The sequence below is a fragment of the Ruminococcus flavefaciens genome (genome assembly GCF_900143025.1).
GTDB classification, from domain to species: domain Bacteria; phylum Bacillota; class Clostridia; order Oscillospirales; family Ruminococcaceae; genus Ruminococcus; species Ruminococcus flavefaciens_I.
This window is the reverse complement of the sequence record NZ_FRCT01000003.1, coordinates 1-23,607: the sequence shown is the minus strand read 5'-3', so window position 1 is coordinate 23,607 and position 23,607 is coordinate 1. Positions and strand designations below refer to the sequence as shown.

At 38.3% G+C, this 23,607-nt stretch carries 15 protein-coding genes; 8 read left to right on the top strand and 7 right to left on the bottom strand.

Annotation, left to right across the window (positions count from 1 at the left end; translation table 11 throughout):
* The first annotated feature begins 68 nt into the window (after positions 1 to 68).
* Together BUB28_RS03905 and BUB28_RS03900 are read left to right on the top strand one after the other, a co-directional pair.
* Positions 69 to 752 (top strand): ABC transporter ATP-binding protein, encoded by a 684-nt coding sequence (locus tag BUB28_RS03905; RefSeq protein WP_072948986.1) that lies wholly within the window; start codon positions 69 to 71, stop codon positions 750 to 752.
* Positions 749 to 3,499, top strand: a complete 2,751-nt coding sequence (locus BUB28_RS03900; protein ID WP_072948984.1) for an ABC transporter permease — start codon at positions 749 to 751, stop codon at positions 3,497 to 3,499. Before BUB28_RS03905 ends, BUB28_RS03900 begins: the two co-directional genes overlap by 4 nt.
* 58 nt (positions 3,500 to 3,557) lie before the next feature.
* On the opposite strand, the gene BUB28_RS03895 is transcribed toward BUB28_RS03900, so the two are convergent.
* From BUB28_RS03895 to BUB28_RS03870, 6 genes are all read right to left on the bottom strand, one after another.
* Positions 3,558 to 4,982 (bottom strand): sensor domain-containing diguanylate cyclase, encoded by a 1,425-nt coding sequence (locus tag BUB28_RS03895; RefSeq protein ID WP_072948982.1) that lies wholly within the window; start codon positions 4,980 to 4,982, stop codon positions 3,558 to 3,560.
* Positions 4,983 to 5,047: 65 nt separating this feature from the next.
* Positions 5,048 to 7,306 carry a sensor domain-containing phosphodiesterase gene (locus BUB28_RS03890; RefSeq protein WP_072948980.1) on the bottom strand — a complete coding sequence of 753 codons (2,259 nt, stop codon included), beginning with the start codon at positions 7,304 to 7,306 and terminating at the stop codon, positions 5,048 to 5,050.
* A 288-nt stretch (positions 7,307 to 7,594) separates the two neighbouring features.
* A complete protein-coding gene (locus BUB28_RS03885; RefSeq protein ID WP_072948978.1) occupies positions 7,595 to 8,428 on the bottom strand; it encodes a VanW family protein in 834 nt (277 codons plus the stop codon).
* Positions 8,409 to 8,969, bottom strand: a complete 561-nt coding sequence (locus BUB28_RS03880) for a YqeG family HAD IIIA-type phosphatase (RefSeq protein WP_072948975.1) — start codon at positions 8,967 to 8,969, stop codon at positions 8,409 to 8,411. The genes BUB28_RS03885 and BUB28_RS03880 overlap by 20 nt, the downstream gene beginning before the upstream one ends.
* 3 nt (positions 8,970 to 8,972) lie before the next feature.
* Positions 8,973 to 9,650: a hypothetical protein gene (locus BUB28_RS03875; RefSeq protein ID WP_072948973.1), complete on the bottom strand. Its 678-nt coding sequence runs from the start codon at positions 9,648 to 9,650 to the stop codon at positions 8,973 to 8,975.
* A gap of 234 nt (positions 9,651 to 9,884) precedes the next feature.
* Entirely contained in the window at positions 9,885 to 12,359 is a 2,475-nt protein-coding gene (locus tag BUB28_RS03870; RefSeq protein ID WP_072948970.1) for an immunoglobulin domain-containing protein, read from the bottom strand.
* A gap of 373 nt (positions 12,360 to 12,732) precedes the next feature.
* Between BUB28_RS03870 and BUB28_RS03865 the strand changes: the two genes are divergently transcribed.
* The 3 genes from BUB28_RS03865 to BUB28_RS03855 all read left to right on the top strand — a co-directional run bounded on the left by BUB28_RS03865 (position 12,733) and on the right by BUB28_RS03855 (position 15,344).
* Positions 12,733 to 14,277 carry a hypothetical protein gene (locus tag BUB28_RS03865; RefSeq protein WP_072948968.1) on the top strand — a complete coding sequence of 515 codons (1,545 nt, stop codon included), beginning with the start codon at positions 12,733 to 12,735 and terminating at the stop codon, positions 14,275 to 14,277.
* An 87-nt stretch (positions 14,278 to 14,364) separates the two neighbouring features.
* Entirely contained in the window at positions 14,365 to 14,784 is a 420-nt protein-coding gene (locus BUB28_RS03860) for an LPXTG cell wall anchor domain-containing protein (RefSeq protein WP_072948966.1), read from the top strand.
* 53 nt (positions 14,785 to 14,837) lie between these two features.
* Positions 14,838 to 15,344: a class D sortase gene (locus tag BUB28_RS03855; RefSeq protein ID WP_081373368.1), complete on the top strand. Its 507-nt coding sequence runs from the start codon at positions 14,838 to 14,840 to the stop codon at positions 15,342 to 15,344.
* Positions 15,345 to 15,417: 73 nt separating this feature from the next.
* Here BUB28_RS03855 and BUB28_RS03850 read toward each other — a convergent pair whose 3' ends face one another.
* Positions 15,418 to 17,736: a glucuronyl esterase domain-containing protein gene (locus BUB28_RS03850; RefSeq protein ID WP_072948961.1), complete on the bottom strand. Its 2,319-nt coding sequence runs from the start codon at positions 17,734 to 17,736 to the stop codon at positions 15,418 to 15,420.
* A 612-nt stretch (positions 17,737 to 18,348) separates the two neighbouring features.
* Here BUB28_RS03850 and BUB28_RS03845 point away from each other — a divergent pair.
* From BUB28_RS03845 to BUB28_RS03835, 3 genes are all read left to right on the top strand, one after another.
* Positions 18,349 to 18,903 carry an RNA polymerase sigma factor gene (locus BUB28_RS03845; protein WP_072948959.1) on the top strand — a complete coding sequence of 185 codons (555 nt, stop codon included), beginning with the start codon at positions 18,349 to 18,351 and terminating at the stop codon, positions 18,901 to 18,903.
* Positions 18,890 to 21,223, top strand: a complete 2,334-nt coding sequence (locus BUB28_RS03840; RefSeq protein WP_072948957.1) for a dockerin type I domain-containing protein — start codon at positions 18,890 to 18,892, stop codon at positions 21,221 to 21,223. Before BUB28_RS03845 ends, BUB28_RS03840 begins: the two co-directional genes overlap by 14 nt.
* Before the next feature lie 312 nt (positions 21,224 to 21,535).
* A partial coding sequence (locus BUB28_RS03835; protein WP_139277504.1) for a leucine-rich repeat domain-containing protein occupies positions 21,536 to 23,607 on the top strand: 2,072 nt, incomplete at its 3' end.

The window sequence follows — 23,607 nt, the reverse complement described above, 5'->3', positions numbered from 1 at the left end:
TTAGAGTCACTGAATAGTCATATTGACATGGTAAAATGTATTCAGAAACTCAGAAAGGTAGTGCTCTTATGGAAATATTAAAGGTTGAAAATCTCTGTAAAACTTACGGAAGCGGTGAGAATGAAGTCCATGCGCTTGACAATGTAAGCTTTTCAGTCGAAAAAGGAGAATTTATCGCAATAATAGGTCCTTCGGGCTCGGGAAAATCTACTCTTCTGCACATACTTGGTGGTGTAGATAAACCTACGTCGGGCAATGTATTTATGGACGGTAATGATGTATATGCTCAGAATGATGAGCAGCTGGCTGTTTTCAGACGCAGACAGGTGGGGCTTATCTATCAGTTCTATAATCTTATCCCTGTTCTCAATGTTACAGAAAACATAACACTTCCGGTCCTTATGGACGGTCAGCAGGTAAATGAAAGCCGTCTGAAGGAGTTAATAACTACTCTAAAGCTGAACGGCCGTGAGGAGCATCTTCCAAATCAGTTATCAGGCGGTCAGCAGCAGCGTGTTTCGATCGGAAGAGCTCTTATGAACGCTCCCGCAGTAGTTCTGGCAGATGAGCCTACCGGTAATCTTGACAGCAAGAACAGTCAGGAAATTGTAGAGCTGCTGAAGCTTTCAAATCAGAAATACAATCAGACACTTATAATAATCACTCACGATGAGAATATCGCACTTCAGGCTGACAGGATCCTTGCTATAGAAGACGGTAGGATCACACGAGATGAGGTGATACGAAAATGAATATATTCAGCAAGGTAACTATACAGTCGCTGAAAAAGAACAGGGCAAGGACTATAGTTACTATTATAGGTATTATTCTTTCAACAGCTCTTATCTGTGCTGTAACTACATCTATAGCTTCTGTTCAGCGTTATGCTGTTAATTATTTTGAGTATACCGAAGGAAAATGGCACGGATATGAAAAATCCAGCGATATCGGTGTGTACAATAAAATAAAAAACTCGGATAAGGTGTCGGGAGCCGGCTGCCTCAGCTATATCGGCTATGCGGATATCGACAGTGAGAATGAATATAAGCCTTATCTGTATATATGCGGTTTTGAGGAGAATATGGACGGTCTTATACCTGTTCATATTATTACGGGACGTATGCCCGAGAACAGAAATGAGATACTTATTCCCGAGCATCTTGACGATAACGGTGGTGTCAACTATAATGTAGGTGACAAGATCACTCTGGAGATAGGTGACAGAAAGGCTGATCCCGATAAGATTGCTGAAATAGGTATCTCAACAGGCGATAAAGATTCGGAGTACTTTGAGCACAATATACTTACACAGCAAAATCCGATGACAGCTGTTGGATCAAATGATAATATAGTTCTTACAGCGGAATATATTGACGTCAGGGAGACAAGAGAATTTACTGTTGTAGGTAAATATATGCGTCCTGATTTCGAGGATTATTTTGCCCCGGGATATACTGCGCTTACCGTTCCTGATGACGTCGATGATTTTACGGCAGCTGATGTATTCTACCGAATGAAGAAAGCGAAGGATATATACGACTTCAAGGAAGAAAACGGTCTTGGCGGCAGAACTCACAGTGAGGTGCTGCTTCTTACAGGCGTATCAAGATACGATAGCTTCTATAGCTTTATTTTGGGTATGGCTGCTGTCATAATCGGTCTTATCATGTTCGGTTCTATAATGCTTATATATAATGCCTTTGCTATTTCGGTATCAGAAAGGACAAAGCAGTTTGGTCTGCTTTCTTCTATCGGTGCTACAAAGAAGCAGCTTAGAAAAATGGTGCGGTTTGAGGCGTTAACATTGGGCATTATCGGTATACCGCTTGGAATAATAGTCGGTATCGTTGGTATGTGGATCACTTTTCTTGCTATTGGAAGTAAATTTACTATTTTCTCCGATTATAATTATGCCGAGCCTATGCGTGTGCGCGTTTCGGTTGTAGCTATAGTAGCTGCCTGCATAATCGCATTTGTAACTATTATGATCTCTGCATGGATACCTTCAAAAAGGGCTACAAGGATATCGGCTGTTGAAGCTATCAGGCAGAATTCGGATATCAAGCAGAAAAAATATATCAGGACACCTAAGATCATTACTAAAATATTCGGGCTTCCGGGTATGCTTGCTCATAAGTACTTCAAACGAAGCAAAAAGAAGTATCGTGCTACTATAATAAGTCTGTTTATGAGTATTGTTTTGTTCGTATCTGCTTATGCTTTCACTGCTTATCTTGTAGGGGCGGTAAGCGATACGTATGAGACATTTGGAATGGATTACAGCTATTATGTTTATAATAATGATGATGTGCCGGAACCAGAAAAGATCAATGAGCTTATAAAGAATACCGAACATATCACAGATTCAACGTACACAGTCGATGATTGTGCTTGTTTTGCAATAGAAAGAAAAAACCTTAGAAAAGAAGTTATTGAAAAAGAGTATATTTACGATGATACAGGTTATATTCCTGTAGAGCCGGATAAAGCATATCAATATATTGGTCTTAGTTTTGTTGAGGATAAGAAGTTCCGCAAATTTGCAGAGGAATGTAAGCTTGATGCTGATGAGTATATGAATTTAGAGAGCCCTCAGGGTATAGTTGTTGATAATTCTCTTGATTTTAATACTGAAACAGGCAAAACAGAGCGTGTGAGATATTTCATCAAACCTGATTTCGATATGACTTCTCGTATATATGATGACATAGAAGGGTATTATTTCTATCAATTAGATAATGGAAATGCTATTTATGTAAAAAAGTATGCCGAAGATATAAACGATAATACCACTAAAAAAATACCTATTGATAAGTGCAGCAGAGAGTTTACTGTTCATGTAGGTGCCATCACCGATAAAAAGCCAGGATTTATCGAGTCATCAATGGCGACTGTTGTTTATCCCTACAGCGCATTGAGAGCAGTGTTCGGCGAGAGCGCAGATAAGATCAGAGATATTTCATTCAGTATTAATTCAGATGATATATTCGGAGGATATGAGGCTCTCAAAACTTCACTTAAAGAAAACGGATATTCTACAGCGGAGCTTTATAACTATGCTGACGAGGTAGAGTCAAAAAGAAATATGGTCATAATCGTAAAGGTTTTTGCATATGGTTTTATCATATTGATATCCCTTATTGCAGCAGCTAATGTTTTCAATACCATTACTACTAATATCAACCTCAGAAGAAGAGATTTTGCTATGCTCAAATCTGTAGGCATGACCACAAACGGAATGAGAAAAATGCTTAATTATGAATGTATCATGTATGGTACAAAGGCACTTGTTTGGGGACTTCCGGTATCAGTGCTCGTTACCTTCTTTATATACAAGGCTGTAAATGAGGGCGTAGATACTGACTTCTATATTCCGTGGGCAGCTGTTATAGTTGCTGTTCTAAGTGTATTTATAGTTGTTTTCTCGACTATGATGTTCTCAATGTCAAAGATCAAAAAAGATAATCCTATTGATGCACTGAAAAATGAAAATCTTTAAAATACTTTTAAACAAAAACAGTCACAGGTTCATAAATGTTCCTGTGACTGTTTATTTATTATTTTCTTCTGCGTTCAGGATATTTTTCGTAAAAGAACTGTTTATCAGCGTACATACGCTTATCGGCAACGCTCATAGCCTGTCGGATATCAATTTCACCTTCAGAATAGCAATATCCCAGAGCGAAGCTGACTTCCTCCGAACCTGTTCTGTACAATCTCAGGCTTTCAAGTCTTTCTTCAAGTTCTTTTTCCGAAATATTTGCTGCCAGTACCATGAATTCATCGCCTCCTGCGCGGTATATATCGCTGTCGGCAAATGTGTTTTTCAATATATCGGCAGAAAGCTTCAGGAGTCTGTCTCCTGTTGCATGACCGCCGTTGTCGTTGATCTGCTTCAAGCCATTGAGGTCGACAAATATAACAGCTGTTTTCTCGGGAAGATTATCTTTGCCATCAATAATATCGTCAATTCTCTGATTCATCGCATTTCGGTTTTTTACACCCGTAAGAATATCGAAGGAGCTTATTTTCCTTAGCTTATCCATAAGCTGGCGGTTGACTATCTCAGAAGCAATGAAAAACGAAGAGCTTTCAAGCGTTGCACGTATCTGTGTAGTTTTTTCTGTTGCAAAGTTGAGTGCCCATATATATCCTATGGTCTCATCATCGTTCTTCAATGGAAAAAGGACGATAGTCTTTACGTTTACCAGCTTCAGGGATTCGCACCAAACGGGATTTCGTTCATTAAGAACGCTCATGTCTTTTTCATTCTGTATTATCAGACAGGTACTGCCTGCAATAGTATCTTCCCATGTTTCTATGATATCATAGAAATCCTCGTAGTTGGCACGAAGATAGTCTTCAACAGGATAATTTCCTTCGGGAGTAGAGGCTGCTTCACTTAGCACGGAAAAGCTTCGTTTCTGTGCGTCGGTAAGTATCAGGCACACCTTATCAGCTTCACAAAGGCTTCTTATGTCACTTATAACTTCGTCCATAGTATTTTTAAAGTCCTTTGTACCGCGAAGCTTTATACAGGTCTCAATTACAGCTGATGTAACAGCAGCATCAAGATTTGACATACGGCTGCTGATAGCATCGGAAGTGAGTTCCTGAGAGTATGCAAGATAATATGTATTGCCTTCATCGGCAGTGAGCGGCATCATATACATATCTACCCAGAAATCATATCTTTTGGGGTGGATATATGTGTGGAACGGTTTTTTCATAACGGCGCAGCGATAGCACGCATCTTCAAAATTAAGGTCCTTTGGAATATATCTTTCGTATGGCGAATCCGGTATGAATTTGTTTTTCAACATTACAGAAAAAGCTATATTATCAGGATTTTCTATAGAATCAACATATGGCTTGTTTCCGCAAACTATACGGATATTTCCATAGCTTCCGTCATCAAAGACCTGAACAGACATAATGCAGGTCATAGGCACAAAGCTGTCTGCGATTTGCTGTAGATTCATTTTTATACCTCCAATTATGTAATATTAATTAAGTATCAGGTATATTGGTAATGAAAAAAGTAATATTAATGTGAGAAGTCAGTATTATTAGCAATATCTGAAACAAGCTTTTCAGCATCTTCTGCGGACATAGGACGTCCCCATATAAAGCCCTGAATAAAGTCGCAGCCGATACTGCGGAGCACTTCTACCTGTTCAGACTTTTCAACACCCTCTGAGATAACATCAAGTCCCATGATATGACCCATTGAGATCATTGCCTTGACATACTGATTTGAGGATTCGTTAGAATTTATCCTGTCGATGAAGGATTTATCGATTTTCAGAAGATTTACAGGTATCTTGTTCAGGTAGCTCAGTGATGAATAGCCTGTGCCGAAATCGTCTATTGCAAATTTTACACCTATGCTTTTCAGCTCGTTTATACACTGTAAAGCTTTTTCGGCAGAGTCTATAAGTATAGATTCGGTTATCTCTATTTCAAGCTGATCTGTTGAAAGACCACTGTTTTTGATGAGATCACATATTTCTTCGACGAACCCGTTTTTCATAATATGCCTTACCGATGCGTTTATACTCAGAGTCAGATCGAGACCTGTCTTTTTGATAAGACTGCTGAAAAACAGTGTTGCTTTTTGAAAGACCATGCTGTCTACTTTGTCGATCAGACCGACCTTTTCGGCTATAGGTATGAATTCACCGGGTGAGATAGGGGTACCGTCTGTATCCTTCATACGGGCAAGTGCTTCAAAGCCGCGGAGTTTATGGTCCATATCATACTGTGGCTGTAAATTGAAGTAAATAGTGTTATTTTCGAGGGCAGCCCTTATCTTGTTCTCAACTTCGAGGATATGCTCATTTCTGAGAATATCAGAAGTAAAGCCCAGGATATGGTCACTGCTGTTGGCTTTTTTTATCTCGTTCATAGCAGCGTCTGCGTGCGAAATGAGGGAATCAGCCGTTTGCGCATCTGTCGGGTATTCTGCGTATCCGAAGCTTGCGGTTATGTAGAGGTCACAGCCGTCTACTGTCAGCGGCTCGCTTAGGGCATCAGCATATTTCTCTATGATGTCTTTTAGCTCTTCGTCTGAGTTGTAATCACATATGACCAGCATGAATTCATCGCCGTTTATTCGCGTGATAAAATTCTGCACGGCAGTAGTCTCATCGCCCGATAAAGCCTTCCAGCGTTCGGAGATTTCAATAAGCACCTGATTTCCTGCTTCAAGTCCGAGAGAATCGTTTATGCTTTTGAAGTGGTTAAGGTCTATAGATACAGCAGTGAATTTTTTTCTGCGGCTAATAAGGTCTGCGATATGATCTGTACAGGCAAAACGGTTTGGGAGCTCTGTAAGTGCGTCAGTGTAGCTCATATGTTTAAGGTGTTTGATAACCTTATATCTGGCTATATGAGACGAAACAAAAAAGGTAGTAAGTTCAAGGGTCTCCTTTATTCGCATTGTATCATCGGTATCGAAATTTGTTGCCCAGATGAAGCCGAGAATTTCGAGTCCCTGACGGAGAGGGAAGAGTACAACGCTTTCAACGCCTGCTTCTACAAGTGTAAGATACCAGGGATTGTTTATTCGGCTGTAATAATCCATATCAGCTTTATCCTGAATGATAATGCAATCGTTTTCGTTTCCTATCATGCTGATCCATGAGGTAGCAATATCATAGAAGCCCTCAAATTCCGTGACACGTTTCAGCTTGCTGTTGGTCTTGAAGTCTGTTGCAAGTATAGAATAGGTTGCCTCGGCATCGTTAAGCAGCAGCACTGTACAGCACTCTGCTTTGCATATAGCTCGTATCTCGGAAATAACGTTTTCCATGGCGTCTTTGAGATTATTGGCTTTATGAAGCTTGATGCAGGTTTTTAGTACATCATTCGATGTCTGTACGGTATTGGCTGTATTAAAGATAATATCTGCATTTTTGCTTGGGGTAACGGTGTATGCACAGTAACAGACATCTTCGTCTTCAAGCTCAAGCGGGACAGCATAGATATCGAACCATATATCCACATTATCTACATGACCGTATGTGTGAACAGGTATTTTCTGTATTGCAGCCTTGTAGCATACGTCCTCAAAGCTTCGGCTTTTCGGGAAATATTTACTGTACAGTGAATTCGGGACAAACGTATCTCCGGCATCTTCAGAAACATAGAACTCCTTGTTGTTTATCCGCATATCGATCATTTCAATATATTTTTTATTTCCTGCTGCAAGACGGATATCCCCATAACCGCCGTCAGCTTTCTTTTGAACCGATACGATACAAGCAGGAGAAAAAAAGGTATCGGCAAATTTCTGTATATCCATATTTTCTCCTTTCTGTTATAGAGTGTATATTATTTAACAGAAAAACAGCTTTAGATACTATGATATTAGAGTAGATTATTATACAATAATATTATATATCTATATTATATAAATAGCAATAGATAAACTATAAACAATATCTTTTCAGAGCATTTTTTACATGATTTTATAAGGAGATTTCCCGTTTTTGCTTTGAGACTATTTGCTGCTGGCGAAAAGATCAAGGATATTTCATAAGCTTACTAAATAATAAAATGAGCCTTGCTCCGTTTCGGAGCAAGGCTATTGTCATACTTTTATCTGATTTTCGGGAATTAATGAAGGATCGAACATTACCTCGGAATGATTATCGAGTACAAGATTTTTTGATATCAGCTTGCCTGATGCTCTGTCAAAGACTTGCTTATATATCTTGGATACTCTGAAGTATTTGCTTCCTTCCTTACGGAAATGGTGATCTTCCTCAACAAGCTTGTATGTTGTAGGGAATTCCTTATCGCTTCGCAGTTCGATGTGGAGATTATCTTCATCGCACCATGCAAGAAGCTGAACATTCTGATCTGTATTATTTATAAATCTGTAATCTATATAGTTGTAGTTTACAGAAGTTCCCGAACTGAAAGGAACTCGTTTTCCTTCGTCAGGGGCAAGTGCATCTGAATGAGAATGAAATTCAGTCACCTCAAGGGGACTATGGAGTATAGTTCTGTGAATAGTATTGCTGAGGTTGCAAAGTCCGCCGCCTATTCCAGGGATAAGCTTCCCCTGAACGATTACTCTTCCGTCCTTGTAACCGCGGCGTTTTGTAGTTTTGCCAACAGTATGCCAGAAGGAAAAGGTTTCATTGGGACGTACTATAAGTCCGTTGATCCTTTGGCAGGCAAGGCGGATATTTACAGCCTTGTTTATCTGCAATGTAAGATCAATGCCGGGACCGCGCTTTATGAGGTGAGAATCCTGTCTGTATACAAGATTTGGAAGTTTTCTTTTGTATCTTGTTTCGGCATAATTTGTTTTATTCAGAAAATTTTTGATATGCCTGATACATATACCTTTTTGTTCGGATATAGCGTAGCAGGTAGGATTAAGATCACAAAATAATTTATCTTTGTTCCAGAGCATTTTCAACTTCCTTTTTTATGTAAATATCGCCCAGTTGGCTTCTGTACTTCTTGTTTCTGCGGTAGAACCACAGAATAAACTTTTCAATATATCTTTTTTTACCGATATGCTTTTCTTCGGGCAGCTGAATAAAGTGTACAAGAATACTCGGTATACCGCATCGGTTTGCACCTATTATATCAATAAACATCTGATCGCCTATAAAAACAGTTTCTTCTTTGCTTACGCCAAGCATTTCGATTGCTTTCATATATGAAGCAGGCTTTGGCTTATCTGCATCACAGATATATTGAGTATCAATATTCTTTATAAACCTTAGTACACGTTCTTCATCGTTATTTGTAAGAAGCAAGGTCTTTAAGCCTGTATTATGTATTTTACGGAAAAGCTCGTCCACTTCGGGAGTTGAATTGTCACCGTGATGAACGAGAGTGTTGTCAATATCAAAAATAACAGCACGAAATCCCTTATTATACAGCTTTGCATAGTCTATTGAAAATACACTTCTGACATATGCACATGGATAGAAACGTCTGAGCATTATTTATTCACCGCTGTTCTCGATGTATTCGCAGACCTTATCGATCTGTTCGGCAAAGCTGCCGTTGAATTTATTATCGAATAAAGCACTTCCGATCGTAAAAGCACACGGAGATATGCTGCTTATCTCATCAAGACGCTTGAAGCTGTCAACACTTCCCGCGATGCATACGGGTGAGCCTACTTCGTTGACAATACGTCTGTTGAGTTCGTAAGAGTCACCTGTATATCTGTAGCCAAGAAGGTCAATACCGTAAACTCCTTTTGCAATATATGACTTAGCCTCAGCGACCATATCGTCTATACTGCCTTCAAGTACCGAAGGTCTGTCTGTAACGCTGCCAACGAAAGGCATATACTTTATATTGTTTTTTTTGCATATCTCATTGATCTTGTCTGAATAGACAGTGCCCATAAGAATGTCGCAGCCACACTCAACAGCAAGCATAGCTCCTTCAATACATTTTTCTTCGGTGTAAGCAACTACCTCAAGAACAGTAGTCTTTCCACATTCCTTCATGTATTTATAAAGAGACTTCATTTCATCATGCGGAAGAGGTTCTTCCTTGAAGCCCCAGTATTGAGCTTTAGTATTCTTACAGCTGTCAAAAATTTCATAGGCGTTTTTGACAGTTCTGTCATTATAAGTAAGCATAACTATAAGAATAGGTTTGTTTTTCATTGTTTACACCGACCTGTAAAAAAGTTGCAAAAATAAATAACACAATGATTATATCACATATCCTTTTATGTGTCAAACAATATCGAAAAGAGAAGGTTATGTATTGGAATGGGTGATTATTACGAAAAATATATAGCTTTTAACGGGAAAAGAGTAGTTTTTTATCAAAAACAGCGTATGTATCATATGTACATACGCTGTTTTGCAGAAGTTTTAATTTGATTTTTACAGTTGCTACTTTACAAGAACGCTTATGTAATCGGTATAAAGCACCTGTCCTGATACGTCTGTTATCCTGCAGGCATAGTATCCTGTTTCGGTAACATTGTATACAGAGCTTGTTGCGCCCGTTATCATATTGTTAAATGTGTTTTTATACCACTGATATGAATACGGCTGTGTTCCTCCCTTTACACTGAACGATACAGGAAGACTTGTACCTTTTTTGATAGTTGTTCCCTGTGTTTTCCCTGTCTGCTGAAGCTTCAGGCAGGCATAGCAGATATTTGTCTTTAGTGTCTGACCGTATTCGTCCCATATCCTACAGGTATAATTACCTGTAGCGTATATGTTATAGTCGCTGCTTGTTGCGCCGCTTATTGCGTGACCGTTTCGATACCACTGATATCTTACCCTGCCATATCCGCCTGATGTTTTGACGGAAACAGGTGTTTTTGATGTATATGTTGCCATAATAGCACATTTTACAGGCTGTTTTGTGATCTTTAGTTTTTCGATAACGTTTATGTATCCTGTTTCAACTTTCTGACCTAAAGAGTCCTTTATTACACAGGAATACCTTCCGGGTGTCGTTGTTCTGTAGCTGGAGCTTGTAGCACCTTTGATCTTGATGCCTGTTTCATACCACTGGTAAGTATATTCCGGTGAGCCGCCTGTGACAGAAACGCTCAGAGTTGTAAAAACGCCCTTGTTAATGATTTTGTCACTCGACTGTGAAGATAAATAAAGCTCGTCATAAAGCTTGGCTTCATTGCTGAAAATTGTTTGTCCGAGACTGTCACTTACCTTGCAGAAGTATGTTCCGCCGCAAGTTGCGGTGTATGTACTCTTTGTTGCGCCTAAAATAATAGTACCGTTTTTGTACCATTGATATGTTTTACTGCCGTATCCGCCTGTTGTATATACAGTATAAGTGTGTCCGCTGTCTTTACGATAGAGTATTAATGATTCAGGAAGTTTATTTGTTATAGCAAGTTTATCTGCAACCGTAATCTGAGCTGTATATGAGGATACTTCCTGATTTAAAGCGTCCTTTACTACGCAGTAATATGAACCGCTTGTGTATGCGTAATAGAAATCAGATGTTGCGTATGATATTGGATTTCCGCCTTTGTACCACTGGTAAGAATACGGAGCTGCTCCGCCTTTGACACTTATACTGAGCTTTGCGCTTTTTCCCGGCGCGATAATAGCTGAAGACGGGTTAGATGCGATGCTGAGCTTTTCAACGATCTTGCACACTTTGCTCTTTACGGTCTGACCAAGACTGTCAGTTACTATGCAGTAATAATTGCCTGCTGTAGAAGTTACATAGTCGGAAGATTTTGCTCCGCTGATAGGTGAGTCGTCTTTATACCATTGATATGAAAGCGAACCGTAGCCGCCTGATGTTTGGATACGAAGGCGTGTGCCGCTTCCGGGGGTTATCTGGCTTTCGTTCAGATCAACAGATATTCTGAGCTCGGGAGCAATTGAAACTGTTCCGTATCTTCCTGTTATCGACTGACCGAGTGAGTCGGTTACCTTGCATTTATATTGTCCTGCTGATGTTGCGGTATATGTGGCAGAGTTGGAATTCGGTATTTCGACATTGTTCTTATACCAAAGGTATGTATAAGGAGCAAGTCCGCCTGATATCTCAACTGACATATCAGCACTGCTGCCTTGAATGATAGTGACATTTTCAGGGAGCTTAGCGAACGATAGTGTTGATACTACATTTATAGTACCTGTTGAACTTTTGAGACCTACGGAATCGGTAACTGTGCAGGAGTATCTCGCAGGCTCAGTTGCAGTATATGTATCAGATGTTGCGCCCTTTATAATAACTCCGTTTTTGAACCACTTATATGATAGATCACCTATACCGCCATCGGCGTATGCTTTTAGTTCGGCTGTTTCACCGTATTTGAGTACGCATGAACTTATATTGGCTCTTACATTTAATTTAACTTCTTCATATTCATTTGTCTTATCAAAGACGTATACTTCAAATAAAGGTGATAAAATGTCAATTGTTTCTGCTATCATATCAGAGGTCATATCTGTACAGAAGATCGCACCGCCGTTATTGGAGCCGGTAGCCTTCAATAAAGCGGTTCCAAGCTCCTCAGGGAGACTGTTAAGTACTATTTCAATTATATCATTATTTGGACGCTTCGCTCTTTTGATAACAACTATATAATCGCCTTTTTCTTCGTCAACGCCAAGTTCAATTAAAGGTTCTTTGCCTGTAATCTGGTATGCGAAGCTGAAATCTTTCTGATTTTTATTTGGACGTTTTAAGTTGATCTCAGAAAAATCAGTATTCTTTTTTTCTGAAGTTTCTGATTGATCATAGAGTATTATCTCTTTTTGAGCTTGTATAGTTTTTTCAGATGCTGCTACTGCTGAAATAGCTGTTATGCCGCTGCAAATCGTTGATATGCTGATAAGTAATGCAGCAATTTTGTTTGAATGTCTTTTCATTTTTCTCAACCTCCGTTTTGTATTATAATGTCTTTTTTACGTTGAAATGGATATATCCGTCCTTTACTGTAATAATCATAGCATACTTTTTGAGGATTTGGAATGTGTCATTTGTCACTTTCATAGTGATATTTGTCACTATTTTTGCAGAAAAGCGGGCTCTTTGGCTCAGCCATTTGTAAAAACTTGTTTATGAGTTTAATTGTATCTATTCTAATATCCGGATAAAATTATAGTAGTTTTATGGTTGGTAATATACAAAATGCTTGAAAATGTGTGAAAGATATTGACACATTTGTATAAATATAATATAATAAGGCATAGTAAATTTCATATATCATCACAAAACAAATGACAAAAAGGAGGTATTTCCATGTTAAAGAAAAGATACATCGGTAGAATGATATCTGTATTTGCGGCTATTGCTATAGCATGTACTCAGATGTTCGGTATTATGCCACTCAATGCAGCAGCTGAAAATGATGAAGTTACGTTACAGACAGAAGAATCAAATGATGATGAAGCCATACTGTGGACAGACGAAACGTCGCTTCCTACGTCAGGTAAGTATAAACTTGGTTGTGATGTTGAAACGGACAGGATAACTGTTAGCGATAGGCTTGATCTTGATCTTAACGGTAAAGCAGTTAGAATTGAGCAAATTGTTGTTGATGGCGAATGTGCTATAAGAGATAGTTGTGGTATTTTGCCGGACAAAGGTATTGAAGGTACAACATACGAGTCACTTTTTGAGGTTAATGGTAAGCTTGATGTCTATGGAGCGTATATCATTGCGAATAATGCATTAATATACGGAGGTGTTGTTACTCAGGAAATGGAAGATAATACTAAACCCACAATTAAATTAAATGACAATTCAGTCTTTAATTTATATAATGGTTATATTCGTTCATATTATGGAATCGCAATATATGTAGGCGCAAATGCAACTGATGTTAATCTTATGGGCGGCTATGTTTCTGGCGGTTTTGGAAATATTATTTATGATACTACTGGTAAATTTGCAGCGGTTTATATTGATAAAGGTTATTCTGGGAAAATTAATCTTAATGGAGTGAGGATTGTTTCTTGTACATCAGGAATATACACTGAATCTTCTACTGGCATATTGAATATTTCAGATGCATATATTCGCTCTGATTTCGAGTATGGCATAAACTGTAAGGCTAATATGCCGATTAATCTTAACGGTAAGCTTGCAATAAAAGCGCATAGGTGCGGTATTTCACTTGTTAAAGGACAAAAAATAAATATTGTTGGTAAAATTGATGTTTGGAATTTTGACGTTTGTTGTGATGAATCAGGTGTATTTACTGACGGTTTTAGTAAGTATTGTAATTCTTCTGAATTAATTGATTATATTTCTCTTATTAATACAAAATGTAAAGTTTATCTTGACAAGAGTGGCGAGCTTTATATGGATCAGTATGATGATATGCGTATATATTTAACTTTAATAGATGACAATAATAATATTATACTTGCTGATGAGCCAATTTATGTTAAAGATCTCAATAATGATGGAGCTATTTGGGGAGATGAAATGCTTTACTGTGCTCATGAACAGCATTATTCAGGCGGTGCTGCTTTAGGATATAATGTAATAGTTGGTCAAGATGGTAAAAGAGATGTTGAAAAGCTATGGGGAAAAAAATGTAATAATGCATGGAGTGGATATCAGGCTTCATTTAACGACCTACTTTTGGGAATTTATTCAAGATTATATGAAGGTGATAAAATTACCGTATTCATATACAAGGATAAAAACGAATTAAGTGACATTTTGGTTAAAGGTTTTATAGAAGATTCATATTTATATGAATTGGATAAAACATATTCGTTTAGTCTTTGGGGGGATAATTTACCAAATCAAAAATTTGACGGTAATGATTTTTAGGTTAAAGAGTATTCCTTAGAAGGTGCTGAGATAGTATTAAACGGTAAAAATACAGGTATTTATATAGATAAAAATAAAAGATGTCAATTGAAGTTTTCAGAACCCGGTAGAAATGTAATAAGCGCAAGACATGACAAATTAAATATTGTTACACCTGTAAGTGTTGTTAATGTCATCGGAAAGTCAGAGCAGGATATAACACCGCCCGATACGACAACTTCATCAAATACAAGCACTGCAACAACATCGTTTACTACTACCACAACCGAAAGTACAACAAAAGAAGGTATTACAACCGAGAAAACTACTACCGAAAGCACAGCAACAGAAAGTACCACAACTAAAAAAACTACAACCAAAATTACAACGAGTGAAAGTACAACAACACAAACTACTACATTGCCGCAGACGGGCTATCCTTTAGATTATAATGCAATTGCATTTCTTGCTTTTATGGTAACTTTTGGCGGTGCGGTGATAGTTATACGAAATAGAAAAGAAGGCTAAAACACAAAGGCAGCATCGGCTTTAAAGTCGATGCTGCCATATACAATAAGAATATGAAAAAGAAAAAACTGCGCATTTTAGGCTATGCCATGATATTTTGCGGTCTTTCTGTACTTGGATTTTTTACATATAGAAAGGTCAGCAGAGAGATTTATCTGCGTAAGCTGCTGAAAGAGAATATCGTTTTTGAAATACCAAGGCTTGAAATAAAAGTTCCTGTTCTTGAAGGAACGGGTAAGAAAGAGCTTGAAGCATCGGCAGGACATTTTGTTGGGACCGGTTCGCCCGGGCATGGGAATTTTTGCATTGCAGGTCATAACAGCACCATATATGCCGAGGTATTCAATGATCTTGACAAGGTGCAAAAGGGTGATACCATGTACGTAACTGATATCGACGATAATCGCACAAAATACACTTATGTCGTTACGGATTATCAGATAATTTCTCCCGACAAGACAGAAGTACTGAATGAATTCGGCGATGACAGGATAACTGTTATATCATGTACTGATGACGGTAAACTCAGACAGGCAGTTGTCGGCAAGCTAAGTAAATAAGTATGTTTAAAAAAAATGCGGACAGTTCTATGCCCGCATTTTTTTAATTATTCTTGTGAAATTGCGTTACTCTTTAGTATAGCCACTTTGAAGCAAATGTGTCAGCGAAGGAGTCTTTATTTTTAGGAAGTGCAAAAACAGAAGTCTGAAGCTCGTCGAGGTTTATTTTAGACTTTATTCCATAAACGTGATAATCGAAGTACTGGATCATTTTTTCGACATCTTCCGCTATAACTGCATGACCTGATTTATGAATATTGATAGCAAGATGATCGGATAAGCCTACATAATCCCAGATATGCTTCATACCAAGATATGCCATCCATACAGAAGGTGCATTTACCCAGTCTTCGCTCTCACATGAGCCGATTATAAAGAGGTATCTGTTCGGATCGCAGCAGAGTGAACCCAGCATATGCTGATCCATAGGGAACTGGTTTGCATCTCTGAATTCCATAAATCTTCCGTTGAACCAGCCTTGTTCACCTGAAGCCTGTAAGCTGCCGAGAGGTTCATTTTCCTTATATGTATAAGATGAAGAACCTCCCTTGCTTGAAAAATCATATGTTTTTCCTACGGAGCTGTATCTGTAAAGTGCAAGTCCGCCTGCGCCGGAGCATGAAGGAGCACACATCTTGATACGTGTCTCAAAAGCTCCGCAAACAGCTGCTGCCTTGCCGTATCTTGAAACGCCTGTTACGATAGAACTGTCCGGATTTATATTGAGTTCCTTAGCGGCACCTGCATAAAGCGCGTCGAGTATCCTGCTTATGCCCCATGACCACGCCATAAGGTCGCCTGTCTGTTCGTCCCAGTTCCTGCCATATGGATAAAGGTCGTAGAAAGCGCCCTTATGCTGGTTGTTATCCTGTGCTGTACCGGGAGCGTTGAACATACCGTCGCTGTCATATGTTATTACAGCATATCCGTTTGATGTAGCAGTGCTTTCGGAAACACCCTTGTGCATACCTAAAATAACAGGAGCTCCGCCCTCGTGACGAACGTTCTTAGGAAGATTGATAATTGCTTTGAAGGAAGCTGTTTTACCTGTACTCTTACGCTTGACGTTAATAGTCATACTGTTTCCGCTGATGCTGTATGTTGTTTCGTCGTCTGAACCGTCTATCCATTTGCCGTACATATAATACTCATACATACAGCTTATTTCATTCTGACGCTTCCACCAGTCATCAGTTGATTCAACTTTTGAACCGTCCATAAAAATAAACGGATCAGGGATATCCTTTGAGCTCTTTAGCTGATTTACGGAAGGGAAGTTGTATGTCTTTTCAAAAAATGGCTTTTCGGTAGTTGGTTTTTCAGCAACTGTGAATTCCTTTATCTTACCGAGGATAAAGCTTTGTAGTTGGACAAGGTCAGCTATTTCTGGCTTTCCGTTCTGATCTATGTCAGCAGCTTTTTTTACTGAATTATCCTTGAAATCACCGATAAGCCCCTTTCGCATAATAAGCAGATCAAGGGAGGTTATTGTCTTATCGCCATCAAGGTCACCATATATAAACTCTGGATCGTTATTTACGGGAGTGGGTGGAGTAGTTTCAGAGGACTGTGAAATATCGGGAGATTTTAAATAGCTTTCAATCTTTTCAAACCAGTATTTTCCCATTTTTTCGTAGCCGCCTGCATTCGGGTGTACTCCGTCAGCGAGATCCTTAGAAGCGTCAATTACGCTGTGGATATCAGCATAAATAACATTTTTGCTGCTGTAGTCATTTGCTACTTTTTTAATGAGTTCATTGTATTTTGCGATATCTCCATTTGAATTACCGCCCCAGCCTGTATTGCCAAGATCCGGTATAGTTGTAAGAAAAATCTTTCCGTCAGATGGCATTTTTTCTTTCAGATAATCAAGAAGAGTATGCAGCCGTTCTTCCGAGCCGTCCAGATGACCGTTTGACACATCGTTAGTACCAATCTGAAGAAGAATAATATCAGGAGAATACTTTTTTATATAATCTCCGCCCTGCATTGTTTCAAGGATACCGTTGAGCTGACCAAACCAGCCTCCTTGTAGATTTGTTATAGTATAACCGCTGTAACCGGCGTGATTGTCGTCATAATTTACTTTCTGACCGTTATAATTGAAAGAAGCCGAATCCTTTCCTTCAGGACCGACAAGATCAACATTGCTGTAGCCGTTTTGCTGTAAAAAATAACTCAGGTATTTTCTGTAACCGCCTTCATCAGCCATACCGTATGTGATAGAATCGCCTAAAGGCATTATTTTTATGGTATCAGCGGCAAATACAGCTTGTTTAGGAGTGGACGGAAATAAACTCAGGGTGGATAATGCCAGTACAAGAGATGTGCCGATTTTCATGAAACGCTTTAAAATAACTTTTGTTTCATTAAAATTAAAGTGTTTTTTCATAAGTACCTCCCAAATAAAGTTAATTAAATTTTCGCTTTAGTTTTACAGCGACTTTTTTGAGCTATGTGGATAGTGTATGTTTTTTGCAACTTAAAACATAACACTATTGTACAATAACTCTTAAAAATAATATACATCATATAAGAATGTATTGTAAAGCATATAATTGTACCTCAGCAATTATTGGTCACAATACCGCAAAATATGATTAATTAGTTAGTAATGTCATGATATAATAGGCAATAATATATCAATATATTTACGTTTTGGAAAGGATGGTATTACTTTGATAATGTAAAAATAGAATCGGGAAATAATCAGAACAATTTTATGTTGTAATATGTAATTTTTCTGCTGGCATTTATACTTAAATGAAATAAATAAGTTAAACAATCAATGGCGTTTATGTATCTTTGATAAGTAATTATATAAGGATATCACGGATTCGTTTTTATACATATTATAATTGACACATTATAGCTGAAATGATATGATATAATTGAAAATTACAAAAAATCTGAAATTTGTAAAATTTAGATGCGTAAAATCAAAAGTTCATACGTCTAATATATAGAAAGCAAATTTGCCTTAATATTTTAAGGAGGGAATCATATGGGAAACGATGCAGATCGCTACCGCCGTTTCCTTGATGGTGATGATAATGGATTAATAGAAATAATTGATGAATATCATGAGGGAATGTCGCTTTACCTCAATAGTATAGTGAATGATATGAATCTTGCGGAAGACATAATGCAGGATACCTTTGTTAAGCTTGCTATAAAAAAGCCTGCTTTCAAAGGAAAATGTTCATTTAAAACATGGCTGTTCACTATTGCGAGGAACTGTGCAATCGACCATCTGAGGAAAAATCAAAAAATTTCAGATCTATCTCTTGATGAGCAGCTGCATATATCCGATGTCACAGATACAGAGAAGGAATTTCTTAGGGAAGAGCAGAATGTTGAACTTTATAAAGCTATGAAACGCCTTAATCCTGATTATTATCAGGTGCTTTACCTTATGTATTTTGAGGACCTTGATACTTCGGATATTGCTCAAATTATGCACAAAGCCAAACGACAGGTCAGCGATCTGATTTTTAGAGCGAGAAAGTCGTTAAAAATTGAACTGGAAAGGAAGGGCTTTATTTATGAGAAATACTAAAGATATTGCTGATGCAGTATTCAGGATAAGGGACGAATATCTTGAGCAGAAGAAGAAAAAGCGTATACGCATAGAAAAAGCCTGTGCCACGGTTTCAGCCATAGCTGCTGCAGGTCTGATAACAGTTGGAGCTGTTAACTATTTCTCCTATAGTCAGCCTTTAAAGGATAACGAGGTAATATCATTTACTGATGCGACAACGGTGCTCCCGACTGAGACCGTTACAACTGTGTATAACGCTTCAGAACATACAATTACATACACAACGGCTGTTTCAGAAACAGAAAAGAAAGCGGTTACCACAGTTTCTTCAGCTTCAAAAAGCACGTCCTCAGTGATAACATCGGCTGTGTCACATACAAATTCAAATGCAGTATCACCTGTTATTGCAACAACTGCTCAGACAGCTGATACAACTGTTCCACAAATACCGATAACAACAGATCTAAGTGATATTGATTGCAAGGAGGTAATCAGAATGAAGGTCGTAAACGTAAAAAAATATCTTGCTGCTCTCTCAGCAGCAGCTATGGCATCATCAGGCGCAGTTCAGATGCCTGCAAATGCAGAAGCCATGTACACCCCTAAGCCTTTCGGTCCTCTCACGGACGCTGTCCTTTACATCGAGGATAATCTCGATAAAATGGACTTTGACGGCAGCGGAAAGCTGGACATCTTCGATTCATATGCGCTTTTCACATTTATGAACGAGCCGCAGTCGCTTCCCGAGGGCTATGCTGCAAGATGTGCTGCATACGGAGATTTCAACAAGGATGGAGCTGTAGATACTCTCGATACCGATCTGCTCAGAGAGGTATGTGAACTCAGGTATATGCCGGAAGATTACGGAAATTATATAGATAATACCGAATATCTGCTCCCTGCGAATACAGATCCTGTTACGCACGTTCACAGAACAGTATCTCCCGATGCTCCTGACGAGCTGAGAGAAAAGCTGCTTCATAATGTTTATGTTGATGAGAGCTATACCTATGGTTCGGACGAGAACAAAAACAGCTTTATAGACTATTTCTTCTATGATTTAAGAAGCCATATATTTCCTAATGAGTATACCTTTGATAAGTATAATGACGCATATTATAAGAGATTCGTTGAAAACTATGACGCAGACAAGTACAGCTTTGACATAAATGAGGACGGAGTCGTTGATCTGAAAGACCTCTACGATATTTATATCTATGAAGTGGCTTCTGCCGATGAGGGCGGTCCGATATGCAAGGAAGGTTATTTCGCACAGTTTAATAATGTCGAAAAAATTATCAACGGTCAGACATGGATCGTTGACGATAAAGATAATCCTCTTCGCAAGCGTCTTCCTATGTCAGAGGAGTTCAAGCAGCACCTATGGGATAAGTGCGAGCCGTTATACGACTATGTTTATTCGTCTATAAATCACTACAATGACGATATGTACCTGTGCGATCAGACGGTATTTGAAGTTATCGCAAGATATATCGTCAGCAATACAGAGCTTGATATGATAAATATGAGCAGTCTGTATTATGTGCAGTATCACGGAGACCTTATCCTTTGCGATCATTCTTTAAGTGATAGCTTCAGAGATGAGTTATCATGGATATTAAACAAATTCTTTAACAAGTCAGATAGTCAGAATAATAATATTTACGAAAGAAAACAGTCCGAAAAGTATCATACAGCTATCGCAGATCACGATTATATGCATGATAACGACATTTACAGAGCACTGATAGATGAGGCAAAGGGTGTGCTGAAAAGCGGTCTCAAAAATGATATGTTCGACATAAACAAGGACGGCGAGATAAACTATCTGGATTCATATGTCTTTGAGCTGTATATTAACGACCTTGCCAAAGGAATAACTGCTGAGGAAAGCATACTTCCTGCTGTTATGTGGAATTTTATCGACCGGAATGTAGAGCTTGACAATGATGATATCCCCGGAACATTCGGCGATTTCATGCTATTCCAAGCCGCTGTAGGCTGGCCTTTTGAACAGCCTCAGTACAAGCTTGATATCTACTACCTCCAGCTCCTTGAGAAAAAGGGACTTGTTGACCTCAGCGATATCAGACCATATATCGAGCAGCTCTGCAAGGACAAGGAAGCAGGCGATGTTGACCTTGACGGCAAATTAACAGCAGTTGACTCGTGCGAAGTCCTCAAATACTATTCTCAGATGTCCGTTGAAGCAGATATCTCTCCTGTAACCGAAGCCAAAATGGAGTATCTTGCAGATTACAATGGTGACGGTGCCATAGACAGCGTTGATGCATCTTCAATTCTTACAACTTACTCTGAAAACTCAGTTCAGAAATAATGATATAGATTTATACATGAAAAGCCATGTAAGCTCATTATGCTTGCATGGTTTTTCTATTTGATTCATTTACTCGGATTAAGCGTATTCGATAAAAAGCTGAAATAATAGTTGAAAACAATTTGCATATAATAGCTTGAAGTGTCTGAAACTGACAAATAGCGTTGTTTAAGATATATTATTTGTCCCAAAAGTGTTTTTGTAAATGTTACGAAATTGTAAATTTCACACTTGAAATATTGCTTTTATGGTAAATTAGATATATAATGCAATATAAGCCGAAAGGCTAATGATATTAAAGGAGTAAAAAATATGAAGATCAAAAGAATTATTGCTGCGGTAATGGCACTTGTGCTCGTTGGGGGAGCATATCCATTTAATACTGCAAACACATTTAATATCAGCAAATCATACGCTGCTGATTCGACAAAAGAAATTGTCACAAGTAATGGCATCAAGTATTCCTTCAGAGGAGACACTGCTATTGTTGAAGGACTTGCTGATACTAAACTGAAGGATATTATTATCCCTGCAGAAGTAAACGGCTGTCCCGTAACAAACATCGAATATTCTGCATTCAGAGATACAGCTATAGAAACGGTCGTTCTCGGTGAGAATGTAGATTGCATTGATATCTACGCTTTTGAAAATTGTTCTTTACTTAAAGAAGTAACACTTAATGACAAACTGAGAAGAATAGATTCATGTGCATTTAAGAGTTGTGTTAGCCTTGCTAAGGTAAATGGTGGAAGCAATCTTGAGCGTATTGGTGATATGGCATTTGAAAATTGTCTTCTTTTATCTGAGTTTGAGATCGGCGAAAAAGTTACATATCTCGGCGATTCTGTATTCGCAAGAACCAGTATCAAGAAGCTTGTTATTCCCGAAGGTGTAAAAAAGCTTTATGACTGTCCTGCTGGTATGAGCCCTGCAACAACGAGTACAAATTATAATGCTAATGCTGAAATTATAATCAAAAACCATGAATGCGAGCTTCTTATAAACACTGTCAGCAAAAAAAGCAATTGGGATAAGTGCCTGATCGTATGTGATGAAGAATCTAAAGCACATGAATTCGCTGTAAAATACAACGTAAGATTTTGTACTCCCGAGCAGTACGAAAACGGCGATTACGAGAAATTTGAACTTTCTGCTATTGACGAATTAGAGTGTCTTAAAAAGTATGGAATGACATTTGCAGAATGTGAAGGCGGACTCGAAGTTGCATATATAGATAAATTAGTTGATGATACACTTATTATACCTGATGAAGTAGGCGGAGTGCCTGTTGTAAAGTATAATTTAAATCCTGGTGAGTATAAAGTTTCATCTCCTTCAATATATTTTCAGATAAAGAAAATAGTTATAGGTAAAAATGTTAAGGTTATAGGTGATCAGGCTTTCGCTCCCTGCATGAACATTGTCAGCATTGAAGGTTGTGAAGGACTTGAAAGCATTGGCTCCAGCGCTTTCTTTGGATTGAATAAGCTTGAAAGCTTTCCTTTCGGAAGCAAACTGAAAACAATAGGTACTACCGCATTTTGCGGCTGTGCGGGATTAAAATCTCTTGAACTTCCCGACAGTCTTGAAACTATAGGTGAATCTGCTTTTGCAGGTTGTTATTCAGTTGAAAGCATAAAGTTCGGAAGTGGATTAAAAACTATAGGAAAGTCTGCGTTCGCCGACAACAGGCTTGTTTCTACGCTCGAAATGCCGCAGTCTCTTGAGAGTATTGGCGAAAAAGCATTTTATGAGTGTTTGGTGCTTACAGACCTTAAACTCAATGAAGGACTTACTGACATTGGAAGCAGTGCATTTAAATACTGTGTAAGACTAAAGAATGCAAAAATACCTTCTACAATGACAGAGATCAAAGATGAAACGTTCTTTGGAACAAATATCGATGATCTTATTATACCTGAAAATATAACTAAAATAGGCAAACAGATACACAATTTTGTATCGGGAAATGTTATTTTACCTGGTAACGTAAAGGTAGAAAATGTTCCTGCTACCGATAAGATCAGCATCACTGTATATAACCCTAAATGTGAAATACCAAGCGACGGTTTTACTGATTTTGATGTTATATACGGTTATAAAGGTTCTACAGCTGAAGAATTTGCAAATAATCGTAATGCAGACAAATTCAAGGCTATTGATGAAGAACTTACAAATAAAGAAACTGTAAAATTTGAGACATCAAAGACTACTTACATGATCGGCGAGCCCATTACAGTAGTAGCTGAGAATGTTGACGTATTGGATTGCAAGTTCTCTACAAATAACCTTAAGAAAACCGAAGTTAAGCCCACAAGCAAAGACAGCGGAACTATCGAATTCAAGGGTATTGAGAGCGGAAAAGCATGGGTAACTATTACATA

What these genes read in the sequence shown, in the direction of transcription:
- BUB28_RS03905 (WP_072948986.1), top strand. Translation starts at nt 69, where the DNA reads ATGGAAATATTAAAGGTTGAAAATCTCTGTAAAACTTACGGAAGCGGT.
- BUB28_RS03900 (WP_072948984.1), top strand. Translation starts at nt 749, where the DNA reads ATGAATATATTCAGCAAGGTAACTATACAGTCGCTGAAAAAGAACAGG.
- BUB28_RS03895 (WP_072948982.1), bottom strand. Translation starts at nt 4,982, where the DNA reads ATGAATCTACAGCAAATCGCAGACAGCTTTGTGCCTATGACCTGCATT.
- BUB28_RS03890 (WP_072948980.1), bottom strand. Translation starts at nt 7,306, where the DNA reads ATGGATATACAGAAATTTGCCGATACCTTTTTTTCTCCTGCTTGTATC.
- BUB28_RS03885 (WP_072948978.1), bottom strand. Translation starts at nt 8,428, where the DNA reads ATGCTCTGGAACAAAGATAAATTATTTTGTGATCTTAATCCTACCTGC.
- BUB28_RS03880 (WP_072948975.1), bottom strand. Translation starts at nt 8,969, where the DNA reads ATGCTCAGACGTTTCTATCCATGTGCATATGTCAGAAGTGTATTTTCA.
- BUB28_RS03875 (WP_072948973.1), bottom strand. Translation starts at nt 9,650, where the DNA reads ATGAAAAACAAACCTATTCTTATAGTTATGCTTACTTATAATGACAGA.
- BUB28_RS03870 (WP_072948970.1), bottom strand. Translation starts at nt 12,359, where the DNA reads ATGAAAAGACATTCAAACAAAATTGCTGCATTACTTATCAGCATATCA.
- BUB28_RS03865 (WP_072948968.1), top strand. Translation starts at nt 12,733, where the DNA reads ATGTTAAAGAAAAGATACATCGGTAGAATGATATCTGTATTTGCGGCT.
- BUB28_RS03855 (WP_081373368.1), top strand. Translation starts at nt 14,838, where the DNA reads ATGAAAAAGAAAAAACTGCGCATTTTAGGCTATGCCATGATATTTTGC.
- BUB28_RS03850 (WP_072948961.1), bottom strand. Translation starts at nt 17,736, where the DNA reads ATGAAAAAACACTTTAATTTTAATGAAACAAAAGTTATTTTAAAGCGT.
- BUB28_RS03845 (WP_072948959.1), top strand. Translation starts at nt 18,349, where the DNA reads ATGGGAAACGATGCAGATCGCTACCGCCGTTTCCTTGATGGTGATGAT.
- BUB28_RS03840 (WP_072948957.1), top strand. Translation starts at nt 18,890, where the DNA reads ATGAGAAATACTAAAGATATTGCTGATGCAGTATTCAGGATAAGGGAC.